The sequence below is a fragment of the Salinifilum aidingensis genome (assembly GCF_054782015.1).
This window is the reverse complement of sequence record NZ_BAAGTH010000008.1, coordinates 165,589-188,430: the sequence shown is the minus strand read 5'-3', so window position 1 is coordinate 188,430 and position 22,842 is coordinate 165,589. Positions and strand designations below refer to the sequence as shown.

The 22,842-nt window shown below is 72.9% G+C and carries 18 protein-coding genes; 9 read left to right on the top strand and 9 right to left on the bottom strand.

What is annotated here, in order from left to right:
- The first annotated feature begins 12 nt into the window (after positions 1-12).
- The gene (gene gcvP, locus ACYVJE_RS12990; protein WP_461144635.1) at positions 13-2,916 is read left to right on the top strand and encodes an aminomethyl-transferring glycine dehydrogenase; all 2,904 of its coding nucleotides are present in this window, start codon (positions 13-15) and stop codon (positions 2,914-2,916) included.
- 164 nt (positions 2,917-3,080) lie between these two features.
- A complete protein-coding gene (locus ACYVJE_RS12985; RefSeq protein ID WP_459159307.1) occupies positions 3,081-3,353 on the top strand; it encodes a HesB/IscA family protein in 273 nt (90 codons plus the stop codon).
- A gap of 270 nt (positions 3,354-3,623) precedes the next feature.
- Here the strand turns inward: ACYVJE_RS12985 and ACYVJE_RS12980 are convergent, their stop codons facing one another.
- The 3 genes from ACYVJE_RS12980 to ACYVJE_RS12970 form a co-directional block, all read right to left on the bottom strand.
- Complete coding sequence (locus ACYVJE_RS12980) at positions 3,624-4,514, bottom strand: 3-methyladenine DNA glycosylase (RefSeq protein ID WP_461144634.1); 891 nt, start codon at positions 4,512-4,514, stop codon at positions 3,624-3,626.
- Between the two features lie 107 nt (positions 4,515-4,621).
- A complete protein-coding gene (locus tag ACYVJE_RS12975) occupies positions 4,622-5,677 on the bottom strand; it encodes a hemolysin family protein (protein WP_461144633.1) in 1,056 nt (351 codons plus the stop codon).
- The gene (locus ACYVJE_RS12970) at positions 5,674-7,014 is read right to left on the bottom strand and encodes a hemolysin family protein (RefSeq protein ID WP_461144632.1); all 1,341 of its coding nucleotides are present in this window, start codon (positions 7,012-7,014) and stop codon (positions 5,674-5,676) included. Before ACYVJE_RS12970 ends, ACYVJE_RS12975 begins: the two co-directional genes overlap by 4 nt.
- A gap of 746 nt (positions 7,015-7,760) precedes the next feature.
- Here ACYVJE_RS12970 and ACYVJE_RS12965 point away from each other — a divergent pair.
- Positions 7,761-9,233, top strand: coding sequence for a peptide MFS transporter (locus ACYVJE_RS12965; RefSeq protein ID WP_461144631.1), 1,473 nt, complete (start codon positions 7,761-7,763; stop codon positions 9,231-9,233).
- Between the two features lie 52 nt (positions 9,234-9,285).
- On the opposite strand, the gene ACYVJE_RS12960 is transcribed toward ACYVJE_RS12965, so the two are convergent.
- The 3 genes from ACYVJE_RS12960 to ACYVJE_RS12950 all read right to left on the bottom strand — a co-directional run bounded on the left by ACYVJE_RS12960 (position 9,286) and on the right by ACYVJE_RS12950 (position 13,751).
- Entirely contained in the window at positions 9,286-10,839 is a 1,554-nt protein-coding gene (locus tag ACYVJE_RS12960; protein WP_461144630.1) for an alpha/beta hydrolase, read from the bottom strand.
- Between the two features lie 75 nt (positions 10,840-10,914).
- Positions 10,915-13,002, bottom strand: a complete 2,088-nt coding sequence (locus ACYVJE_RS12955) for an FUSC family protein (protein ID WP_461144629.1) — start codon at positions 13,000-13,002, stop codon at positions 10,915-10,917.
- A gap of 158 nt (positions 13,003-13,160) precedes the next feature.
- Positions 13,161-13,751 carry a TetR/AcrR family transcriptional regulator gene (locus ACYVJE_RS12950; RefSeq protein ID WP_459159314.1) on the bottom strand — a complete coding sequence of 197 codons (591 nt, stop codon included), beginning with the start codon at positions 13,749-13,751 and terminating at the stop codon, positions 13,161-13,163.
- Between the two features lie 181 nt (positions 13,752-13,932).
- Between ACYVJE_RS12950 and ACYVJE_RS12945 the strand changes: the two genes are divergently transcribed.
- The 4 genes from ACYVJE_RS12945 to egtD are packed head-to-tail and all read left to right on the top strand — an operon-like array spanning position 13,933 to position 18,343.
- The gene (locus tag ACYVJE_RS12945; protein WP_461144628.1) at positions 13,933-15,201 is read left to right on the top strand and encodes a glutamate-cysteine ligase family protein; all 1,269 of its coding nucleotides are present in this window, start codon (positions 13,933-13,935) and stop codon (positions 15,199-15,201) included.
- A 46-nt stretch (positions 15,202-15,247) separates the two neighbouring features.
- A complete protein-coding gene (gene egtB / locus ACYVJE_RS12940; protein ID WP_459159959.1) occupies positions 15,248-16,552 on the top strand; it encodes an ergothioneine biosynthesis protein EgtB in 1,305 nt (434 codons plus the stop codon).
- A gap of 13 nt (positions 16,553-16,565) precedes the next feature.
- Positions 16,566-17,375 carry an ergothioneine biosynthesis protein EgtC gene (gene egtC, locus ACYVJE_RS12935; RefSeq protein ID WP_461144627.1) on the top strand — a complete coding sequence of 270 codons (810 nt, stop codon included), beginning with the start codon at positions 16,566-16,568 and terminating at the stop codon, positions 17,373-17,375.
- A complete protein-coding gene (gene egtD, locus ACYVJE_RS12930) occupies positions 17,372-18,343 on the top strand; it encodes an L-histidine N(alpha)-methyltransferase (RefSeq protein ID WP_461144626.1) in 972 nt (323 codons plus the stop codon). The genes egtC and egtD overlap by 4 nt, the downstream gene beginning before the upstream one ends.
- Positions 18,344-18,445: 102 nt before the next feature.
- On the opposite strand, the gene ACYVJE_RS12925 is transcribed toward egtD, so the two are convergent.
- From ACYVJE_RS12925 to ACYVJE_RS12915, 3 genes are all read right to left on the bottom strand, one after another.
- Positions 18,446-18,661 (bottom strand): hypothetical protein, encoded by a 216-nt coding sequence (locus ACYVJE_RS12925; RefSeq protein WP_459159318.1) that lies wholly within the window; start codon positions 18,659-18,661, stop codon positions 18,446-18,448.
- Complete coding sequence (locus ACYVJE_RS12920; RefSeq protein WP_459159319.1) at positions 18,658-18,870, bottom strand: zinc finger protein; 213 nt, start codon at positions 18,868-18,870, stop codon at positions 18,658-18,660. Before ACYVJE_RS12920 ends, ACYVJE_RS12925 begins: the two co-directional genes overlap by 4 nt.
- Positions 18,871-18,985: 115 nt before the next feature.
- Positions 18,986-19,702, bottom strand: coding sequence for a TSUP family transporter (locus ACYVJE_RS12915; protein WP_459159320.1), 717 nt, complete (start codon positions 19,700-19,702; stop codon positions 18,986-18,988).
- A gap of 327 nt (positions 19,703-20,029) precedes the next feature.
- Between ACYVJE_RS12915 and ACYVJE_RS12910 the strand changes: the two genes are divergently transcribed.
- Positions 20,030-21,334 carry an aspartate aminotransferase family protein gene (locus ACYVJE_RS12910; protein ID WP_461144625.1) on the top strand — a complete coding sequence of 435 codons (1,305 nt, stop codon included), beginning with the start codon at positions 20,030-20,032 and terminating at the stop codon, positions 21,332-21,334.
- Positions 21,331-22,824: a CoA-acylating methylmalonate-semialdehyde dehydrogenase gene (locus tag ACYVJE_RS12905; protein WP_461144624.1), complete on the top strand. Its 1,494-nt coding sequence runs from the start codon at positions 21,331-21,333 to the stop codon at positions 22,822-22,824. Before ACYVJE_RS12910 ends, ACYVJE_RS12905 begins: the two co-directional genes overlap by 4 nt.
- The last annotated feature ends 18 nt before the right edge of the window (positions 22,825-22,842 follow it).

Below are 22,842 nucleotides of genomic sequence, written 5' to 3'. Positions count from 1 at the left end.
TGAGGTTGGGCGATGACCGACGTGACCCACGACCGCATTCCACTCGCCGCGCTGGAGCACGGGACTCCGTTCGCCGATCGGCACGTCGGGCCGACGCCGGCGGAACTCGCCCGGATGCTCGACGTGGTCGGGGTCGGTTCCCTCGAGGAACTGGCAGACAAAGCCGTGCCCAGCGGAATCCGTGAGCGGGACCTGCAGCTCGAGCTGCCGGAACCGGCCACGGAAGCCCAGGCGCTCGCGGAGCTGCGCGACCTCGCGCAGCGCTGCACCCCGCGCACCCAGATGATCGGGCTCGGCTACTACGACACGATCACCCCCGGGGTGATCCTGCGCAACGTGCTGGAGAACCCCGCCTGGTACACGGCCTACACGGCTTACCAGCCGGAGATCTCGCAGGGGCGGCTGGAAGCCCTGCTGAACTTCCAGACGATGGTCTCGGATCTGACGGGGGTGCCGGTCGCCAACGCCTCCATGCTGGACGAGTCCACCGCTGCCGCCGAGGGCATGACGCTGGTGCGGCGCGGCGGCAAGGCCAAGTCGCCGCGGTTCGTCGTCGATGCCGACACGCTGCCGCAGACCGTGGAAATCCTGCGCACCCGCGCGGAACCGCTCGGCATCGAGCTGGAGGTCGCCGACCTGTCGCAGGGCGCGAGCGGTCTGCCGGACGGCGAGTTCTTCGGCGCGCTGCTGGCCTACCCGGGCGCCTCCGGCGCCGTCCGGGACCAGGGGGAGGTGCTCGCGGAGATCCACCGCCGCGGGGCGCTGGCCGTGGTCGCCACCGACCTGCTGGCCCTGACGCTGCTGCGCGCCCCCGGTGAGATCGGCGCCGACGTCGTCGTCGGCAACACCCAGCGCTTCGGCGTGCCGCTCGGGTTCGGCGGCCCGCACGCCGGGTTCATGGCCGTGCGCAAGGGCCTGGAGCGGCAGCTGCCGGGACGTCTCGTCGGCGTGAGCGTCGACACGGACGGCAACCAGGCCTACCGGCTGGCACTGCAGACCCGCGAGCAGCACATCCGCCGCGAGAAGGCCACGAGCAACATCTGCACCGCGCAGGTGCTGCTGGCGGTCATGGCGGGCATGTACGCCGTCTACCACGGCCCGGCGGGCCTGCGGAACATCGCCACCCGGGTGCACCGGATGGCGGCCGTGCTGGCCGCCCGCCTGCGCCAGGGCGGGGTCGAGGTCGTCGAGGACGCCTTCTTCGACACGGTGCTGGCCCGCGTGCCCGGGCGCGCCGACGAGGTCGTGGCCGCCGCGCGCGCGAAGGGCATCAACCTGCGCAGGGCCGATGCGGACCACGTGGGCATCGCCTGCGACGAGAGGACGACCCGGCAGGACCTGCGCGGCGTGTGCGCCGCGTTCGGCCTCACCGCCGAGCTCGGCGAGCTGGACGAGCTGGACACCGGCACCGCGGACGCGCTGCCGCGCCCGCTCGAGCGCACGTCCGAGTACCTGACCCACCCGGTGTTCCACCGCCACCAGTCGGAGACCTCGCTGCTGCGCTACCTGCGGGAGCTCTCCGACAAGGACGTCGCGCTGGACCGCAGCATGATCCCGCTGGGCTCGTGCACGATGAAGCTCAACGCCACCACCGAGATGGAGCCGGTCACCTGGCCCGAGTTCGGCGACCTGCACCCGTTCGCGCCCGCGGAGGACGCCGAGGGGATGCTGCGGATCGTCGACGACCTCCAGCGGTGGCTGGCCGACATCACCGGCTACGACGCGGTGAGCGTGCAGCCCAACGCGGGCAGCCAAGGCGAGTTCGCCGGTCTGCTGGCCATCCGCGCCTACCAGCAACAGCGCGGGCAGGAGCAGCGGGACGTCTGCCTGATCCCGGCCAGCGCGCACGGCACCAACGCCGCCAGCGCCACCATGGCCGGGCTGCGCGTGGTCGTCGTGCGCTGCGACGACTCGGGCAACGTCGAGATGGAGCACCTGCGGGAGCTCGCGGCCAAGCACGCCGACGACCTCGCCGCGATCATGATCACCTACCCGTCCACGCACGGCGTGTACGAGGACACCGTGCGGGAGGTGTGCGGCGTCGTCCACGAGGCGGGCGGTCAGGTCTACGTCGACGGGGCGAACCTCAACGCCCTCATCGGGCTGGCCCGGATGGGCAAGTTCGGCGCGGACGTGTCCCACCTGAACCTGCACAAGACGTTCTGCATCCCGCACGGGGGCGGCGGTCCCGGTGTGGGCCCGATCGGCGTGCGCGAGCACCTCGCCCCGTTCCTGCCGAACCACCCGCTGCAGCCGCAGGCCGGTCCGGAGACCGGGGTCGGCCCGATCAGCGAAACCCCGTGGGGGAGCGCGTCGATCCTGCCGATCTCCTGGGCGTACGTGCGGATGATGGGTGCCGACGGGCTGCGCCGGGCCACGTTGACCGCGGTCGCGGCGGCGAACTACGTGGCGCGGCGCCTGGACCACTACTTCCCGGTGCTCTACACCGGCAAGGACGGCTACGTGGCCCACGAGTGCATCCTCGACCTGCGGCCGATCAGCAAGAGCAGCGGCGTCTCGGTGGACGACGTGGCCAAGCGGCTCGCCGACTACGGCATCCACGCGCCGACCATGTCCTTCCCGGTCAACGGCACGCTCATGGTGGAGCCGACCGAGAGCGAGGACCTCGCCGAGCTCGACCGGTTCTGCGAGGCCATGATCCAGGTCCGCGCCGAGATCGACAAGGTCACCGCCGGTCAGTGGCCGGCCGAGGACAACCCGCTGGTGCACGCGCCGCACACCGCCGCCTCGCTGGCCGGTGACTGGCCGCACGCCTACAGCCGGCAGGAGGCGGCCTACCCGATGGGCACGGGGGTGGCCTCCAAGGTCTGGCCGGCGGTGCGCCGCGTCGACGGGGCGCGCGGGGACCGCCACCTGGTCTGCTCGTGCCCGCCGCTGTCGGCCTACGAGAGCTGAGGTCCTCCGCGGGGCGTGTGCGCCTTCCTTCCCAGGGCAGTCGCGCACGCGCCCCGCGCGGGCGCCCGTCCCGGATTCCGCCGCACGGCGGATTTGCGTGCGGCGTTGGGAGCATGACACGGTTGCCCTTTTACGTGACGGCTCCGAGAGGAATGGGGCGAATCATGCTCACCATCAGTGAGAGTGCCGCGGAGGTCATCAAGCTGGTCCTGATCGGCGGTGACTCTCCGGAAGGGTCCGGGCTGCGCATCGCGGCCAGCGGCGACGGGTTGCAGGCCGCGGTCGCGGACGAGCCGGAAGCCCAGGACCAGGTGGTCGAGCGGGACGGGGTCCGTGTGTTCCTGGAACAGCACGCTGCTTCCGTGCTCTCGGACAAGACGCTCGACGCGGAACGCGACGACAATGGTGAGCTGAGCCTGGCCGTCCGCGAGGACTGACACCACTGACGTCATCGGCCGTCGGCGGCGCGCGTTCCCGTCCGGAACCGCCGCCGGCGGCTTTCGCGCATCGCGTCCCACCGGCGCACGGCCGCCCGGCGCGATGGTGCGCGCGCCCGGTGCCGCGGTGCGCGAGCGTCGTGGGCAGCAGCCATGGTGGTCGGGACGGCTGACGACGTCAACACCCGCAGCGGGCCCGCTGGCCGGGCCGCCGATGGGGCCGAGCCGCTGCGGCGGACCCGTCCGCGGCGCCGGGCCTCCCCGCCCGGCTCAGGCGCGGGCGCCGTCGGCGTGCTGCCGGCCCCAGGTGCGGATCTCCTCGCAGGCGGCGATGATCCGCTGCCGCAGCCCGTCGGCCTCCTCGGCGAAGGCGCGCTGCCGGTGCGCGTACTCGGCCCGTCCCTGCGCGGTCTCGATGGGCACCGGTGCGAAACCGAGCTCCCGGAAGTCGTACGGGCTGGCGCGCATGTCCAGTTCCCGCACGCGCATCGCCAGGTCGAAGCAGTCCGCGGTCAACTCCGCGGGGACGAACGGGTCGAGCTTGTAGCACCACTTGAAAAGATCCATGTTGCCGTGGAGGCACCCCGGCTGCTCGCTCCGGACCTGGTCGGCGCGGCTGAGCTGGAACTCGTTGCGCGGACGCGCCTGCTCGGTGAAGAACCGGAACGCGTCGAAGTGCGTGCACGTGATCCGCATCGACTCGACGACCTCGTCGGTGCCGGTGTGGCCGAGGCGCAGCGGCCACTCGGCGTGCCGCTCATCACCGGGCCGCGTGCGGTAGAGCATGGCCCACTCGTGCAGGCCGAAGCAGCCCAACCTCGCCGGGCGCGCGGCCGTGGCGGACAGCAGGCCGTGGACGAACTCGACGGTTTCCCGGCGCTTGGCGGTCAGCGCAGCGGGGTCGACCGCCACGCCTTCGGGCAGCTCGGTGAACCCCGAGCGCTCGAGGAACTCGGTCCCGCCGGCGAGCGCGACGCCGACGCCGGGCTGCCAGCGCTCCAACCGGGAGGGGCGGTAGGAGTAGTAGGTCCAGAGGAAGTCCCAGATCGGGTGCTTCTCGCCGCGGCGCTGCCGCTCGCGGTGCGGCCGCGTCCACTGCTCGACGCGCTCGGCGTGGGCCCGCTGCCGCGCGCGCCACTCGGATTCGCTCAGCACCCGCATCGCCCACCAGCTTAGGGAGTCCGCGGACCGGCTGGCGCAGTGGATCCGGTGGAACCGGCGGTGCGCCCCCGGCGGGGGCGCACCCTGCGGTCTCCGGTGCGGGGAGGTCAGACCGCTGCCGCGCCGGCCACGTGCGTGCCGTCGCGCACGGTGCCGACGTACTCCTCGACGAGGTCCTCGAGCGCGACGACGCCGGTGATCGTCCCGCCGTCGTCGACGGCGATGCCCAGGTGGCTGCCGGTCCGGCGCAGCGCGGCCAGGGCCTCGTTGAGCCGGGAGCCGGTCGACACGCTCGGCAGCTGCCGGATCCGCTCCGCGGGCACCGCGGTCCCGCTCGGACCGCAGACCTGGTCCAGCACGTCCTTGACGTGCAGGTACCCGCGCGGGCGCCCGCGCGGTCCGCGCACCGGGAAGCGGGAGAACCCGGTTTCGGACACGGCCCGCTCGACCTCGCCGAGGGTGGGGCGCTCGGACAGCGTGCGCACGTCGTCCAGCGGTACGACCACGTCGCTGACGTGGTGCTGCACCGAGGACAGCGTCTGGGCCAGGCGCCGGTGCTCGGCCTGCTCCAGCAGCCCCTCGCGCCGGGACTGCACCAGCAGCTCGGCCAGTTCCTCCGAGGTGTAGGCGGTTTCCAGCTCGTCCTTCGGGGTGATCCGCAGCAGCCGCAGCACCCCGTTGGCGAGCGCGTTGAACACGGCGATCAGCGGTCGGGCGATCGCGGTGAATCCCACCAGCGCGGGCACGAGCCACAGCGCGAGCCGCTCCGGGTCGGAGATGGCGAGGTTCTTCGGCACCATCTCGCCGACGAGCACGTGCAGCACGACCACCATCGCCATGGCGACGGTGAAGGCGATGGCGTGCAGCACCGCCTCCGGGATCCCCAGCGGGCCGAGCACCACTTCCAGCTGCGCGGCCACGGCGGGTTCGCCGAGCCGGCCCAGTCCCAGCGAGCACAGCGTGATGCCGAGCTGGGCGCTGGCGAGCATGAGCGAGCCCTCCTGGCTCGCCTTGATCACCGTGCGGGCGCGGCCGACCCCTTGCTCGCGCAGGGCCTCCAACCGGTCCTTCCGGGACGAGAGCAGGGAGAACTCGGCACCGACGAACAGGGCGTTGAGCAGCAGCAGCGCCAGTGCCAGCAGGATCGCGGACGTCTCGCTCATCGCACCTCCTGCACCTGCGCGGGAACCGGCGCGCTGACCAGGGTCAGCGCCAGGCGGTCCACCCGGTTGCGGTCCATGCGGCGCACGGTCAGGCGCCAGTCGCCGATCGCCACGGAATCACCGATGTGCGGGATGCGTCCGAGCTCGGCCAGGATCAGGCCGGCAACGGTCTCGTAGTCCCCGTCGGGCATGGTGAAACCGGTGGACTCGGCGAGCTCGTCGGGCCGCAGCAGCCCGGACACGATCCAGGTGTTCTCCGCGAGCTTCCGCACCGGGGAGGCCTCCCCGGTGTCGTGCTCGTCGCGGACGTCGCCGATGATCTCCTCCACCGCGTCCTCCAGGGTCACGATGCCGGCGGTGCCGCCGTACTCGTCGACGACCACGGCCAGCTGCAGGCCCGAGCCGCGCAGCCGGTTGAGCAGCGAGTCGCCGTCGAGGCTCTCGGGCACGCGCGGCACGGGCCGCACGAGCGAGCCGACCCGCGTCTGCGCCCGCCGGTCCGCGGGCACGCCGAAGGCCTGCTTGACGTGCACGACGCCGTGCACCTCGTCGAGGTCCCCGCTGTGCACGGGGAAGCGGGAGCGGCCGGTGCGGCGCGCGGTCTCCAGCAGCTCGACGACGCTCGAATCCGTGGACAGCGCCTCCACGCGCACGCGCGGGGTCATCACCTCCTCCGCTGTGCGCTCGCCGAAGCGCAGCGAGCGGTCCATGAGCTGCGCGGTGGCGGCGTCGAGGGTGCCGTGCTCGGCGCTGGAGTGGACGATCGCCCCGAGCTCGTCGGCCGAGCGCGCCGAGCGCAGTTCCTCCTGCGGTTCGATGCCGAAGCGGCGCACCACCCAGTTCGCGCTGTTGTTCATGCCGTTGATCAGCCAGCGGAACACGCGCGAGAACGCCCCGTGGTAGGCGGAGACCAGCCGTGCGGTGCGCAGCGGGCGCGCGATGGCCATGTTCTTCGGGACCATCTCGCCGAAGACCATCGACAGTCCCGTGGCGAGCAGGATCGCCAGTGCCAGCGACACGGCTCCCGCCGCGGAGCCGGGCAGTCCCGCGGCCAGCGCGACCGGCCGGATGAGCTCGCCGATCAACGGCTCGGCCACGTAGCCGGTGGCGAGCGTGGTGATCGTGATCGCGACCTGGGCGCCGGAGAGCTGGAACGACAGGCTTCCGTGCGCTTTACGCACAGAACGGGAACGGCGATCGCCCACCTGGTGGACGTTCGCGTCCACGGTGCTGCGGTCGAGGGAGGTGAGGGAGAACTCGGCGGCCACTGCTGCGCCGGTGCCCAGGGTGAGCACGACGACGAAGAGGAGACCGCCGATCGCTGTGAGAACGTCCATCACCGGCCACCTCGCGGGAGGGCGAGGACTCGGGGGAGGGGGTGGGACGAACTCGCGGGGGCGCCGGGTCTATGACCCGGCCCGGTACTGCCCCCGTCGGGGGATGGTGCCTCGGGCACTGACGTTGTCACTCCTCATCGGGAATAGGGCGTCGTGAAGGGGTCGTCGGGAAAGGGATGACAGTTCCCGGTCCAGTATATCGGGTGTGCACGCGCGGGAAAGCCCGGAGAGATGCGCGTCGCGGTCGCCGTCCCCCGCGCGTGACCGCTGCCGGCTGAGCCCGGATGACCGGGGAGTCGCCGCGCGGGCAACCCCGCTCGGGGGGCAACGCGGCGGCCGCGCGGAGCATTCCGCCGCGACCGCGTCCGGGCGGGGTGCTGCGAGTCGGTTACGCCATCTCAGCCGTTTCGCAACCTGGGGTGCGGAAACGCCGCGTACAGTCCGCCTGATGCGCAGAGTAAAGTTGTTCCCTCGCAAGGGGGTATAAATCGGAATGATCACGCGTGTTGATTACATGTAGTGATCGACCGGTCTCCCCCGTGGTGGAACGACTCCTGGGCACTCATCGGTGTGGCCAGCCACCCCGGATACGTCGCGCTTCGCGCGTGCGCGCCGCGCCCGCGTGCCAGTCGCGCAGCGTCTCCTGCGTGGTCTAGTCCAAAACCCCGGGACGCGGCCGGACCGAGCCGACAGGCGGCAGAACTGACAGGCGGCTACCGCCGCTCGTGACACGAGAGGACGTGATCGTGAGTACCACGGTTGCGGACGCGCCGCAGCGGGGGTTCTTCGGGCACCCCCGCGGGCTGCAAACGCTGTTCTTCACCGAGATGTGGGAGCGCTTCTCCTACTACGGCATGCGGGCGATCCTCGCGTACTACCTGTACACCGCCGTTTCCGAGGGCGGGCTCGGCATCCCGCAGTCCACCGCGCTGGCCGTGGTCAGCGGCTACGGCGCCTCGGTGTACATGTCCGGCATCCTCGGCGGCTGGCTGGCCGACCGCGTGATCGGCGCGCAGCGCTCGGTGCTCTACGGCGGCTTCATCATCATGCTCGGCCACGTCTGCCTCGCGCTGCCCGGAGGACTGCCGACGCTGCTGGGCGGCATGTTCCTGCTCGTGCTCGGCACCGGTCTGCTCAAGCCGAACGTCTCGAACATCGTCGGCGGGCTCTACGGCGATCACGACACGCGCCGCGACGCCGGGTTCTCCATCTTCTACATGGGCATCAACATCGGCGGCTTCGCCGCCCCGCTCATCTGCGGCTGGCTCGGCGAGAAGGTCAACTGGCACGCCGGTTTCGGTGCCGCCGCCGTGGGCATGGCCTTCGGCCTGATCCAGTACGTGCTCACCCGCCGCAACCTCGGCACCGCCGGCCTGCACCCGGTCAACCCGCTGCCCGCCGAGCGCAAGAGCGGAGTGCTCGGCCGGGCCGCCGGCATCGTCGTGCTGCTCGTCGCCGTCCTCGGCGGGCTCGCCGCCACCGGGGTGCTCGATCTGGAAGGCCTGGTCACGCTGATCAGCGTGCTCTCCGCGGTGCTGCCGATCGGCTACTTCGCCGTGATCCTCTCCAGCAGGCAGATCACCCGGACCGAACGGCAGCGGATGATCGCCTACATCCCGCTTTTCCTGGCCACGGCGCTGTTCTTCCTGCTGTTCGAGCAGCAGCCGAACACCCTGGCGGCGCTGGCCAAGGAGGACACCCAGCTCGACTTCTTCGGGTTCCACATCCCGGCCTCGTGGTTCCAGTCGGTGAACGCGTTGTCCATCATCGTGCTGGCGCCGGTGTTCGCCGCCCTGTGGGTGAAGATGGCCGACCGGCAGCCGAACACGCCGCAGAAGTTCGTCGGCGGTCTGGTCTGCGTCGGCATCGCGTTCCTGTGGGTGGTGCTGTCCAAGACCGCCGCGGGCGGCGATGACCACTTCGCGCTCATGCTCGGAGCCGTCTTCGTGATCCTGACCCTCGGCGAGCTCATGCTCTCCCCGGTCGGCCTGTCGGTGACCACGAAGCTCGCGCCGGCCGCGTTCTCCTCGCAGGCGATGGCGCTGTACTTCCTCGCCCCGGCGATGGGGCAGGGGCTGGGCGCCCAGGTCGTCAACTACTTCACCGTGGGCAACCAGCAGCTGTACTTCGGCGTCATCGGCGCGGCCACCATCGCCTGCGCCGCGCTGCTGCTCCTCGCCGCGCGGTCGATCAAGCGCTACATGCACGGCGTGCTCTGATCGCGCCGCCGCGCGGGTGCCGGGGCTCCGCGTCGGCACCCGCACGGCGCGTTCAGCCGAGCGGGCCCACCAGCGGCAGCTCCACCGAGCGCTGGGCCGCGGAGTCCTCGCCGGGGTCCGGCGGGGCGTGCCCGGGGACGCTGCGGTCGTGCGGCGGAACCGCGCCGTCCACCAGGTAGTCCGCCCCGATGCGGTCCACCCGCGCGTTGCCGGCCAGCGCGAACACCCCGTGCTTGCCGGCGTTCCGCTCGGTGATCATCACCGAGGACGGCAGCGCGCGGTGCATGGCCAGCGCCCCCTCGTGCGGGGTGGCCACGTCGTGCTCGGAGTTGATCACCAGCACCGGCGGCAGGCCTTCCCCGGTGATCTCGACCGGCTCCCGCGGCGGTGCGGCCCACGTCCGGCAGGGCGCCACGGTCCAGCTGTTGTACCAGGCGGCCAGCGGGTGGTCCGCGGCCATCTCGGTGGCGTCGCGCTCCCACTCGGAGCGGCGCGCGGGCCACGGGCTGTCGGCGCACTCGACGGCGTTGTAGATCGCGTTGGCGTTCTCCGCGGCGCGGTCCTTCGGCTCGACCATGCCGACCAGCGCCCGGTCGTCCCCGCTCCGGAACCGGTCGATCGCCTCGGCCAGCGGCACCCAGTCGCTCTCGCCGTAGAGGGCGTTGAACGTGATCTCGATGAACTCCGACGGGCCGAGCGGGCCGTGCGGCCGCTGCCGCAGTTCCTGCAGCACGCCCCTCCAGTGCTCGCGCACCTGCGCGGCGCTGCTGCCGAGGCCGAGCGCACCGTCGTGCTCGGCGGCCCAGCGGAAGTACCGCTCCAGGCGGTGCTGCACGGCGACGTCCTGGTCGAGGATCGTCTCGTACCACAGGCGCCCGCGCGTCGGGTCCACCGCGCTGTCCAGGATCATCCGGTCGACGCGCTGCGGGTGCAGCTCGCCGTAGACCGCGCCGAGGTACGTCCCGTACGAGTAGCCGAGGTAGCTGATGCGCTGCTCGCCGAGGGCGGCGCGCACCCGGTCCATGTCGCGGGCGTTGTTCGGCGTGGTCAGGTGCGGCAGGTACCGGCCCGCCCGCTCCGCGCAGCCCGCGGCGTAGTCCTCGGCGCGCTGCCAGTTCTCCGCTCGGTCGGCGGGGGAGTCCGGATCGGGCAGCGGTGGCGTCCAGTGCTCCTCCGGGTCGACGCAGCTGATCGGAGCGCTGTGCGCGCTGTGGCGCGTGTCGAACCCGACCAGGTCGTAGTGGTCGCGCACCTCGGCCGGCACCGCGCTCGCGAGGCGGCCGGCGAAGGAGGCGCCGGGCCCGCCCGGGCCGCCGGGGTTGACCACGAGCGCTCCCCGCCGCTGCGCGGGCTCGCGCGCGGGCAGCCGGGACACGAGCAGGCGGATGTGCTCGGCGCCGGGCGCGGAGTAGTCCACCGGCACGTCCACCCAGGTGCAGCGCAGGTCCGGGTGCTGCTCGGCCAGGTCCTGCGGGCACGGACCGAAGTCGGCCGGTGGTGGGGACTGCCCGGCCGGTGCGGCCTGGGCCGGGGCGGTGGTCAGGCTCGCGGCCACCGCCGCCGCGGCGATTCCGGAGCCGATCTTGGCGAGTGCTGAGCGTGCCACGGGCGACCCTCCGTCGTGCGTGATCGAGTCGCGCCGCAGCGTAGTCGATCACGCACGCCCGGGCGCCACCGCGGATCAGGTGCGCGGTGCTCCGGAGCGCTGGCCGGGGGCGAGCAGCTCCTCGTCCAGGTCCTCGAGCAGCTGCTCGATCCGGTCGAGCCAGTGCAGGCTGCGGTGCAGCGACGTGGGGCCCGCGGGCAGGGCTTCGGCCAGGTCGTGCAGCGATTCCCCGGCCTGGCGGGCGGCCTCCTGCGCCGCGCCGAACTCCTGCTGGGCCTCGGCGGTCAGCGCCTCGGCGGCATCGGCCAGCGCCCACAGCAGCTCGGCCAGCCGTCCGCGCGTGTCCTCGTCGGTCATGTCGACGGTGGGCGGCAGCGACACGGCGAGGTTGCGCACGTAGTAGGCGCACCCGCTCAGGATCGTCACCGAGCGCTGCAGATCGCTGCGCCGCGAGCGGAAGCGGTAGCTGGTCAGCGGGCGCGCGCTGGTGACCACCTGCTGCAACCGGTCGTCGATGTCGCGGACGGACCCGCGCAGGCTGGAGACGCCGCCTTCCGCGTCGATGCTCGTGCCCGTCTCGCGCAGGAACGTCCGCAGCGACAGCAGCATCTCCTCGATGTTGTCCCGGACCTGGTCGCGGGTGCGGGTCGGCAGGATGAACAGCGCGGACAGGATGCCCGCTCCCGCACCGATGGCCGTTTCGGCCAGCCGCACCTCGAGCACGCCGATGTTGAACGTGCCGAGCATGTCGTAGAGGGCGCCGAGCAGCGTGGTGATGAAGAACGTCATCGCCGCGTAGGAGTAGCCGGCGAAGTAGAACGCCAGGAACAGGCAGCAGAGGATCACCGCGATCTGCGCCGTCTGGTGCCCGCCGATCTGGATGGCCACGAGGATGCCCGCCACGACGCCGAACAGGGTGCCCGCGGTGCGCTGCCACGCGCGCACGAGGAGGTCGCCGCGGCTGCGCGTGCTGATGAACACGACGAAGGCCGTGATCACCGCCCAGTACCAGCGGTTCGGCGAGACGAGCTGCCCCGCGAGGATGGCGAGGCCGGCGGCGGTGGTGACCTGCACGGCGATGCGGGTCTCCAACCGCTGCAGGCCGGTGGCGGTGTCCTGCTCCTCCTCGGAGTCCTCCTCGGTCCGCGCGGAGGGGTCCGCGCGGTGCGCGCCGAGCTCCCCGGTGGCGTCGGCGAGGTCGGCGAGGTTGGCGCCGAGCCTGCGCACCCCCATGGCCACCTGCACCGATCCGGAGCGCTCGATCCCGTCGGCGACCGACTGCGCGGCCTCGCGGACCTCGCTCGGCCGGGTGCGCAGCACGAGCAGCAGCGAGTCGATGGCGCGGGCGGTGTCGGTACCGCCGCTGGGGTGGTCGATGAGCTGCAGGAGGGGGGTGAGCAGGTTCTCCGCGGCCAGTTCGACGTCGAGGATGCGCTGCCGCACGAGTTCCTCGCCGGCCTGGTCCAGCGGGGTCAGCTGCTGGACGGTGCTCTCCAGCATCACGGCGGTCTCGTTGAGCCGCACCAGCCGGTTGTGCAGGGTCTTGCGCCTGCGGGGCACGTCCGGCTGCGCGGCCACGTCCCGCACGGCGTGCAGCAGCCCGTGCACCTGCGCGCGCAGCGTCCGCCGGCCGCGCTCCAGCACGCCCTCCGGTGCGTCGCTGAGCACGTGGAAGCGCACGACGTAGGCGCTCAGCGTCCCGCAGCCGGCCGCGGCGAGCAGCGCGGGCACGTTGGCGACCGCGGGCTGCAGGAACATGGTGAAGAAGTACCCCATGAACGCGACCATCCCGAGCGGGAAGTAGCGCGGTCCGAACCGCCGCACGTACGTCGCCAGGAAGATGATCGCCAGGAACACGAGGATGCGGGCCGCCGGCCACGGGGTCAGGACGGTGGACAGCGTCAGCGACGCGCCGGCGGGCAGCGGCAGGAGCACGGTGGTGACCCGCTGCTGGCGCAGGTCCGGGTCGTTGACGGCGAGCGTGGCCATGATGGCCACCACCGCGCCCACCAGCGCCATGGTGGGTGGCTGCCCCCACCAGGTCAGCAGCGGCAGCATGACCAGCAGCTCGGTGCCGACGGCGAGGACGACCCGGGAGGCGGTGCGCAGCCGGCGCAGCGCGGGGTCGGATGCGAGGAAGCGGTTCCACCACTCGCTCCACATCCGGCCGTGCTCCTCTCCCTCGCTGCCGCCGCGCTCCCGGAGCCCGCGCTCCTGGACGCCGCGCCCCGGTCTCCGCGGTCCGGACATCCGCGGCCCCCGACATTACGCGGCCGCTGGGACGACCGGGGGACATCACCCGCGCGTCTGGTGGAGGCGGCTCACGCGTTCCGGTGGCGCCGCACGCTCTCCTCCACGAGGTCGAGCACGGGGCCCAGGTCGTCGGCGGGGAAGCCCATCGCCAGGTGGGACACGAGGCCTTCGAGCACGAGCTCCAGGTAGGAGGTGAGCACGTCGACGTCCACGTCGTCGCGGAGGTTGCCGGACTGGCGCTGCCAGCGCAGGCGGGCCTTGGTCGCTGCGGTGAGCTGCTCGGAGCGCTGGGCCCAGCGCTCGCGGAACTCCTCGTCGGTGCGCAGCCGGCGCGAGACCTCCAGGCGGGTGCCCAGCCAGTCCGCCCCCGGCGTGCGGTCGTGCCCGCTCGGCTGGCCGAGGAGGTCGCGCATGACCTGCACCAGTCCCTGCTCGGCGACGACGTCGGCCATGCGCGCCGCGTCGTCCTCGGCCAGGGCCAGGAACAGCGACTCCTTGTCCTTGAAGTGGTGGAAGATCGCGCCGCGGGACAACCCGGTCGCGTCTTCCAGCCGCCGCACGGTCGCGCCCTCGTAGCCGAACCGCGCGAAGCACGTGCGGGCGCCGTCGAGGATTTGACGGCGGCGCGCGTCCAGGTGATCTTGACTGACCCGTGGCATGGGTTGATCCTTGCAACACACGGGCCACCAGTGCAATCCGTACGTACGTACTGTTACTTTCCGCGCTCACGTATCACCGTAAACGGCACTGTCGTCCCGGCCGTGCCACAACGAGGCTGTCCCCAGGGCCCGCAGCGGCCCGGCACTCCCGCAGCCGTACGCCCCGTCTGGCGGTGACCGCATGGCCGTATCCACCGGGCAGCAGACCGACCGGCACGTGGTGCCGGTGCCGCGCACCTCGGATCCCGCCGGTGCGGTCGTCCACGACCGGGGCGCAGCCGAGGAGCGCATCGCCGGGGCCAGCTTCCGGCACGGGCCGCCCAGGCTGCTCGGCGTCGAGCTCGAGTGGCTCGTCCACCACCGGAGCGACCCGCGGCGGCCGCTCGACGCCGCGGCGCTGGCCACCTCCCTCGGTCCGCACGCGCCCGCGGTGCTCGTCGCCGACAGCCCGCACCGGCCGCTGCCGCACGGCTCGACCCTCACCCTCGAGCCCGGCGGTCAGGTCGAGATCTCCAGCACGCCGGCCACCGACCTGGGGGAACTGCTCACCCGCGTCACCGCCGACGCCGCCTACCTCCGCGAGCGGCTCGCCCGCTGCGACCTGGCCATGGCCGACGAGGCCATGGACGCCTGGCGGTTGCCGCGCGCCGTGCTGCGCGCACCGCGGTACGTGGCGCTGGCGACCACGTTCGACCGCGTCGGCCGCCACGGGCGGCTCATGATGCACGGCACCGCCGGCATCCACGTGTGCCTGGACGTGGGGGAGCAGCACCGCTCGGCCGCCCGGTGGGCCGCGCTGCACACGCTCGGGCCGGTGCTCATCGCCGCGTTTTCCAACTCGCCGCGCCTGCACCGCGCCCGCACCGGGTGGGCGTCGACGCGGATGCGGTCGCTGCTGCGGATGAACCCCTCCCGGGACGGCCCGCCGGAGCGGCTGACCGCGCAGCCCGCCCGCGACTGGGCGCGGCGGATGCTCGACACCGAGCTCACCTGCGTCCGCCGCGACAGCGGCGACTGGCGCGCGCCCGCGGGCGTCAGCCTCGCGGAGTGGATCGGTCCCGACCGCGCCGGGCTCGACCGCGAGCCCACGCCGGAGGACCTCGACTACCACCTGACCACCGTGTTCCCCCCGGTGCGGCCGCACGGCTACTTCGAGGTCCGCTACCTCGACGCCCAGCCCGCGCACGACTGGATGCTGCCGGTGGCCGTGCTGGCGGCGCTGTTCCGCGAGGAGAGCACCGTCGACGCCGTGCGCGAGCTCACCGCTCCCGCCGAGGGGCGGTGGACCGAAGCCGCGCGCGACGGCCTCGCCGACCCGGTGCTGGCGCGGCTGGCGCGTCCGGTGCTGCACCTCGCCTGGCGCAGGTTGTCCGAAATGGAAGGTGTGGAAGCCCTCACCCGCCGACTGGCGACGTTCGTCGCCGGGCGGTGCGCGGCGGTGCGGTGCTGAGGGCGATCGAGAGCGACCGAGAGCAGGTGTGTCCACTGTGGACGACATGACGAGCGGGCGGCTCAAGGAGCGCGTCGCCACCGAGATGACCCGCACCCGGCAGCGCAGCGCCGAGCTGACGGACGCGGTCGACGACGGCGAACTGGTGCGGCAGCACTCGCCGCTGATGTCCCCGCTGGTGTGGGACCTCGCGCACGTCGGCAGCCAGGAGGAGATCTGGCTCGTGCGCGACGTCGGCGGCATCGCTCCGGTGCGCCCGGACATCGACGACCTCTACGACGCGTTCCAACATCCGCGCAACCAGCGCCCCGAGCTGCCGTTGCTCGGCCCCGGCGAGGCCCGCTCGTACATCGGTACCGTGCGCGAGAAGGTCCTCGACGTGCTCGACCGGAGCCCGCTGTCCGGGCGGGACCTCGTCCGGGAGGCCTTCGCCTTCGGCATGATCGTCCAGCACGAGCAGCAGCACGACGAGACGATGCTCGCCACGCACCAGCTGCGCTCCGGCCCGCCCGCGCTGCACGCGCCGGCGCCGCCGGAACCGGCCGCGGCCGAGGTGCCCGCGGAGGTGCTCGTGCCCGGCGGTGCCTTCACCATGGGCACCAGCACCGAACCGTGGGCGCTGGACAACGAACGTCCCGCGCACGAGGTGCACGTCGGCGACTTCCGGCTCGACGCCGCGCCGGTGACCAACGCCCGGTTCGCGGAGTTCATCGCCGACGGCGGCTACGACCAGCCCCGGTGGTGGAGCGAAGCGGGCTGGGCCTACCGGCAGCGGGCGGAGCTGGCCGCTCCGCTGTTCTGGAGGCGCGACGGCGACCGGTGGGTGCGCCGGCGGTTCGGCCGCGTCGAACCGGTGCGGCCGGAGGAGCCCGTCGTGCACGTGTCCCACCACGAGGCGGAGGCGTACGCGGCGTGGGCGGGCAAGCGGCTGCCCACCGAAGCCGAGTGGGAGAAGGCGGCGCGCTGCGACCCCCGCACGGGTCGCTCGATGCGGTACCCGTGGGGCGACGAGGACCCCGGGCCGGAGCACGCCAACCTCGGCCAGCGCCACCTGTCCCCGGCGCCGGTCGGCGCCTACCCCGCCGGTGCGGCCCCGTGCGGGGCGCACCAGCTCATCGGCGACGTGTGGGAGTGGACGGCCTCGGACTTCCGCCCGTACCCGGGGTTCGCGGCCTTCCCGTACCGGGAGTACTCGGAGGTGTTCTTCGGCAGCGAGCACAAGGTGCTGCGCGGCGGGTCGTTCGGCACGGACGCGGCCGCCTGCCGGGGAACGTTCCGCAACTGGGACTTCCCGGTCCGCCGCCAGATCTTCGCCGGTTTCCGCTGCGCCCGCGACGTCCGAGCGGACTGACGGGGGCGGGCGCATGTGCCGACACCTGGCCTACGTGGGCGAACCGGTCGCGCTCGCCGGCGTGATCAGCGAACCGGAGCGGGGACTGCTCGAGCAGACCTGGGCGCCGCGGGACATGCGCGGCGGCGGCACGATCAACGCCGACGGGTTCGGGGCGGGGTGGTGGCAGCGCGGCGAGCAGGTGCGCTACCGCTCCGTTCACCCGATGTGGGCGGACTCGGACTTCCTGCACCGGGCGGGGTCGCTGCGCGCGAGCGCGTTCCTCGCCGCGGTGCGCTCGGCGACGCCGGGCATGGCCACCACGCACACCGCCTGCGCCCCGTTCGCCGACGGCACGTGGCTGTTCAGCCACAACGGGCGCATCGCCGGCTGGCCCGGTGCCGTGGCCGACCTGGCCGGCGGCCTCGACGCGACACGACTGCTGACCATGGACGCGCCGACCGACTCGGCCTTCCTGTGGGCCCTGGTGCGTGCGCGGCTGGCCGAGGGGCGCGACCCGGTGTCGGTCGTGGTCGGCACCGTCCGGGACGTCGCCGACCGGGCCCCGGAGTCGCGGCTGAACCTGCTGCTGACCGACGGGGAGCGGATCATCGCCACCACCTGGTCGCACAGCCTGTGGACCGGCCGCGGCGGGAACGCCGCGCTGGTCTCCTCCGAGCCCTTCGCGCTCGACGGCGGGACGACCGCCTGGTCGGAGGTGCCGGACGGCAGCCTCGTCCTCGCGGACCGGCACCGCACGACGGTCCAACCCCTGCCCGCGGCCCCGGAACCCGGCGCGCCGGCGGCCCGCGCGGATCACCGACGAAAGGCGAGCACAGCATGAACGAGCCCGAAATCGCCGTGCGGTTCACCCCGGAGGAGGCGACGCGGCGGCTCCGCGCGGAAGCCGACCGGGGACTGCGCGCCGACCCCAAGTGGCTGTCGCCGATGTGGCTGTACGACCAGCGGGGCAGCGAGCTGTTCGAGCGCATCACGGAGCTGCCGGAGTACTACCCCACCCGGGCCGAGCACGAGATCCTGCAGTCCTGCTCCGCCGAGCTCGCCGAGCTCACCGAAGCGGGCACCCTGGTGGAGCTGGGATCGGGGTCCTCGGCCAAGACCCGACTGCTGCTGGACGCCCTGCACAAGCAGGGCACGCTGCGCACGTTCGCGCCGGTCGACGTGTCCGAGTCCGCCCTGCGGGAGGCGGCGGCCGCGCTGGCCGCCGAGTACCCGCAGCTGCACATCCGCGCGGTCGTCGACGACTTCACCGCCGGGACGATCGCGCTCCCCGGCGAGCCCGCGCGGATGGTGGCGCTGCTCGGCGGCACGATCGGCAACCTCCTGCCGGAGGAGCGCGCCGCGTTCCACGCCGCGGTCCGCGCGGCGCTGCGCCCGGGGGAGTGGCTGCTCATCGGCACGGACCTGGTGAAGTCCCCGGAGCGGCTCGTCGCCGCCTACGACGACGCGCAGGGCGTCACCGCGGAGTTCAACCGGAACGTGCTGCACGTGCTCAACCGGGAGCTCGGCGGGGACCTGCCGGTGGCGAACTTCGACCACGTGGCCCGGTTCAACGGCGAGCAGGAACGGATGGAGATGCAGCTGCGGGCGCGCGAACCCGCAGCGACGAGGCTCTCCGCGCTGGACCTGCCCGTGCGCTTCGCCGCGGGCGAGGAGCTGCACACCGAGATCTCGGCGAAGTTCCGCACCGGTTCGGTGCGCGCCGAGCTCACCGAGGCCGGTTTCCGCACCGTCCGGCAGTGGTGCGACGCCGCGGGCGATTTCGCCGTGACGCTGGCCCGGCTCGAGTAGACGTCCGGCTCGAGTGGAAGCCCGGGTCGGGTGGAGCGCGATTCGGTGAGCCGCGGTGCGCGCACCGCGGCGGTGCTGCCGGGCCCGCCGCCCGGGCGGACGTCACTGCGCGGGGCCGATGCGGGAGAGGCAGCCCATGCAGGGCATGCCGAGCGGTTCCTGCGACACCTCGGCCAGCTCGGCCGGGATCTCCTCGCCGCACAGGGTGAGCCAGTGCTGCGGCGGCTCGTCCGCGGTCGGCGCGTCGGCCATGTGCACCAGGCGTTGCGCTTCGCCCACCACGCCCGCGGCGTAGCGCACGGCGATCGTCTCGGTCATGACAGCCCCCAGGTCGTCGTCAGCGGTAACGGGTTCGCCGCGCGCATGCACTCCGGGCAGGTGGGCCACATCCAGGAACGGCCGTCCCGCGCGGGGAGCACCGTGCGCGCGCACAGGGTGGCGACGCTGGTGGTGGCCGGGCTGGTCGGCCCGAGCACGGCGTGCCGGTACCGTTCGGCAGGCCGCCAGCGGGGTGTTCGCTGTCCCATCGGTGATCACCTCCTGCGAGGGTGACCGCAGCGGGGCGCGCCGATGACGGATTCCGCGCGAAAGTAACTCGATCGAAGGAACGATGCGCGGGGAACCCGGGCGGCGCGCCCGCGGTCAGAGCAGGGAGCGGACGATGAGGAGCACCGAGCTGGCCGCGGACAGCCCCAGCACAGCGGGCCGGGTCCACCCCGCGTCGACGCGTCCCCGCAGCGGTGTGGACAGCAGGAACCCCAGCGCCATGAACGGCACCAGACCGAGGCTCGTCGTCAGCTCGGAGGGGCCGATCTGCCCGCCGATGCCCAGGCCGGCCAGCGACACCGCCCCTCCGAAGAGCATGTAGCAGGCCATCGTCGCCCGGACCCGCGGCCCCTCCTCGTGCTGGTACAGCACCGCCACCGGCGGTCCGCCGATCGAGGCCGCCGTGCCGCCGACCCCGCCGAGGAAGCCGGCGGCGAGCAGGGCGGGGCGGGTGGGCCGCGGCTGCCACGTCCACACCGAGGCGAGCACGCACGCCAGCACGAACACGCCGACGAGCACGGCGAAGGACCGCCGCGGCAGCAGCGCCACCGCCGCCGTGCCCACGGCCGCGCCCGGTACGCGGCCGAGCACGGCGAACGGCATGCCGCGCCAGTCGGCGTACCCCGACTCGCGGCGCAGCGCCAGGAACGACAGCACGAAGGCGAGGATGAGCAGGGGAACCGGCACCAGCGCCGGGTCGACCAGCGCCAGCAGCGGAGCCGCCAGCAGGTTCATCCCCAGGCCGACGACCCCCTGGATCACGGCCCCGAGGAAGATCACCGCGGCGGCGAGACCGAAGGCGGCCAGCGTCACCGAGCCTCCTCTCGACGCACCGCGGCCGGCCGCTCGCGGGCCGCGCCGGGCCCCGCTCGCCGGGGCCGGTGCGACCGTACTGCGCCTGGCGGTGCGGTGAGCGCGTACGTGCGCCGTGCCACTCCTCGCCGCGGAGCCCGGAGCCGGGTCCTGCAGCTGCGGTCGTGATCACCCGGACGTGTGGAGCGCGAGCGCGGGGGTCGAATCGGTGTTCGACGGATGCCAGGATGGATCCGCACCGGGACGCGGCGGAACCATGGCCCCGCGGAGCCGTGTCGGCGAGACTGGGCGGCGCAGTGTTCAACGGTGTCCGCCGGAGGGGACGACATGAGCGAGCAATCCGAGTTGCTGGCACGGCACCGCGCCGTGCTGCCGAGCTGGCTGTCGCTGTACTACGACGAGCCGATCGAGATCGCCTCCGGGCGGGGCAGGCACGTCACCGACGGCGACGGCACGACCTACCTCGACTTCTTCGCAGGCATCCTCACCAACGCCGTCGGCTACGACATCCCGGAGATCAGCGAGGCCGTCCGGCGGCAGGTGGACACCGGGGTGCTGCACACGTCGACGCTGTACCTCATCCGCAACCAGGTGGAGCTGGCCGAGCGGATCGCCGAGCTCTCCGGGCTGCGCAACCCGAAGGTGTTCTTCACCAACTCCGGGACCGAGGCGAACGAGACGGCGCTGCTGCTGGCGACCCAGCACCGGCGCAGCAACCAGGTGCTGGCCCTGCGCAACTCCTACCACGGCCGCGCGTTCGCCACGATGGGCGTGACCGGCAACAGCGGCTGGTCGGCGAGCTCGCTGTCGCCGGTCAAGGTGCACTACGCGCACGGCGGGTACCGCTACCGCAGCGTGTTCCGCGGATACTCGGACGAGGACTACATCGCCGCGTGCACCGAGGACCTGCGCGAGGTGCTGGCGACCGAGACCGCCGGCGACGTGGCCTGCATGATCGTGGAACCGGTGCAGGGCGTCGGCGGGTTCGCGACCCCGCCCGACGGGTTGTTCGGCGCCTACGCCGACGTGCTCGCCGAGCACGGGATTCCGCTCATCTCCGACGAGGTGCAGACCGGCTGGGGGCGCACGGGGACGCACTTCTGGGGGATCCAGGCGCACGGTGTCACACCCGCGGCCATGACCTTCGCCAAGGGCCTCGGCAACGGCATGGCCATCGGCGGTGTGGTCGCCGAAGCGGAGCTGATGGACGGGCTGAGCGCCAACTCGATCTCCACCTTCGGCGGCAATCCCGTGGCCACGGCGGCGGCGAAGGCCACGGTGGACTACATCGTGGAGCACGACCTGCAGTCCCGCGCCGACAAGCTGGGCGCGCAGCTGCTCGACGGGCTGCGGGAAGCGGCCGCGGCGCACCCGGTCATCGGCGAGGTGCGCGGCAAGGGGCTCATGGCCGGGGTGGAGCTCGTCCAGCCCTCCGGGCGGCCCGCGCCCGCCGCGGCCGGTCGCGTGCTGGAGCTGGCCAAGGACCGCGGCCTGCTCGTCGGCAAGGGCGGGCTCTACGGCAACACGCTGCGCATCGCCCCGCCGATGACGGTGACCGAGGACGAGGTGCAGCAGGCGTTGCAGGTGCTGCGCGAGTCGATCGCGCAGGTGGAGCAGGAAGGGGACGCATGACCGAGCAGATCAGTCACTGGATCGGCGGGCAGGGGACCGCGGGTGCGGGTGAGCGCGGCGGCGACGTCCACGATCCGGCGACCGGGCAGGTCGCCGGGCGCGTCGCGTTCGCCGCGGAGTCCGACGTGGAAGCCGCGGTCCGGAGCGCGCAGGAGGGGTTGGAGCAGTGGCGCAGGAGCTCGTTGTCCCGGCGGGCGAACGTGCTGTTCGCCTTCCGCGAGCTCGTGCACCGGCACCGCGAGGAACTGGCGCAGCTGATCACCGCCGAGCACGGCAAGGTGCTCGAGGACGCCGCCGGCGAGGTGCAGCGCGGCCTGGAGAACGTCGAGTACGTCTGCGGCATCCCGAACCTGCTGCAGGGGCAGTTCTCCGGGAACGCCTCCACCGGGGTGGACGTGCACTCGGTGCGCCAGCCCGTCGGCGTGGTCGGCGTGATCTCCCCGTTCAACTTCCCGGCGATGGTGCCGCTGTGGTTCGCCCCGACCGCGATCGCCTGCGGCAACGCCGTCGTGCTCAAGCCGAGCGAGAAGGACCCCTCGGCGTCGGTGCTGCTGGCGCGGCTCTGGCGGGAGGCGGGGCTGCCCGACGGCGTGTTCAACGTGGTCCACGGGGACAAGGTCGCCGTCGACGCGCTGCTGGAGCACCCCGAGGTCGGGGCGATCTCGTTCGTGGGGTCGACCCCGGTCGCCCGGTACGTGTACGAAACGGCCACGGCCCGCGGCAAGCGGTGCCAGGCGCTCGGCGGGGCGAAGAACCACATGGTCGTGCTGCCCGACGCCGACCTGGACCTCGCCGCGGACGCGGCCGTCAACGCGGGGTTCGGCTCCGCGGGGGAGCGGTGCATGGCCGTGTCCGCGGTCGTGGCCGTCGACCCGGTCGGGGACGAGCTGGCGGCCAAGATCAGCGAGCGGATGGACAAGCTGCGCGTCGGCGACGGGCGGCGCGGCTGCGACATGGGCCCGCTGGTCACCGCGGCGCACCGGGACCGGGTCGCGTCCTACGTCGACTCCGGGGTGCGCGCGGGGGCCGAGCTCGTCGTGGACGGGCGCAACTGCCGGGCCGACGGCGCCGCCGAGGGGTTCTGGCTCGGCCCGACCCTGTTCGACCACGTGCGCACCGACATGTCCGTCTACACCGACGAGATCTTCGGTCCCGTCCTGTCGATGCTGCGCGCGGGCTCCTACCGCGAAGCCCTCGACGTGCTCAACGGCAACCCGTACGGCAACGGCACGGCCGTGTTCACCGAGAACGGCGGTGCGGCACGGGAGTTCGCCGAGGAGGTCGAAGTCGGGATGGTCGGGGTGAACGTGCCGATCCCGGTTCCGGTGGCGCAGTACTCGTTCGGCGGTTGGAAGGAGTCGCTGTTCGGTGATACCCATGCCTACGGTCCGGAGGGAATCCACTTCTTCACCCGCAACAAGGTGGTCACCACGCGCTGGCCGGACCCCTCGCAGGGCGGGGTGAACCTCGGTTTCCCCCGCAACTCCTGACCCGAGCCGCAGGCCGGC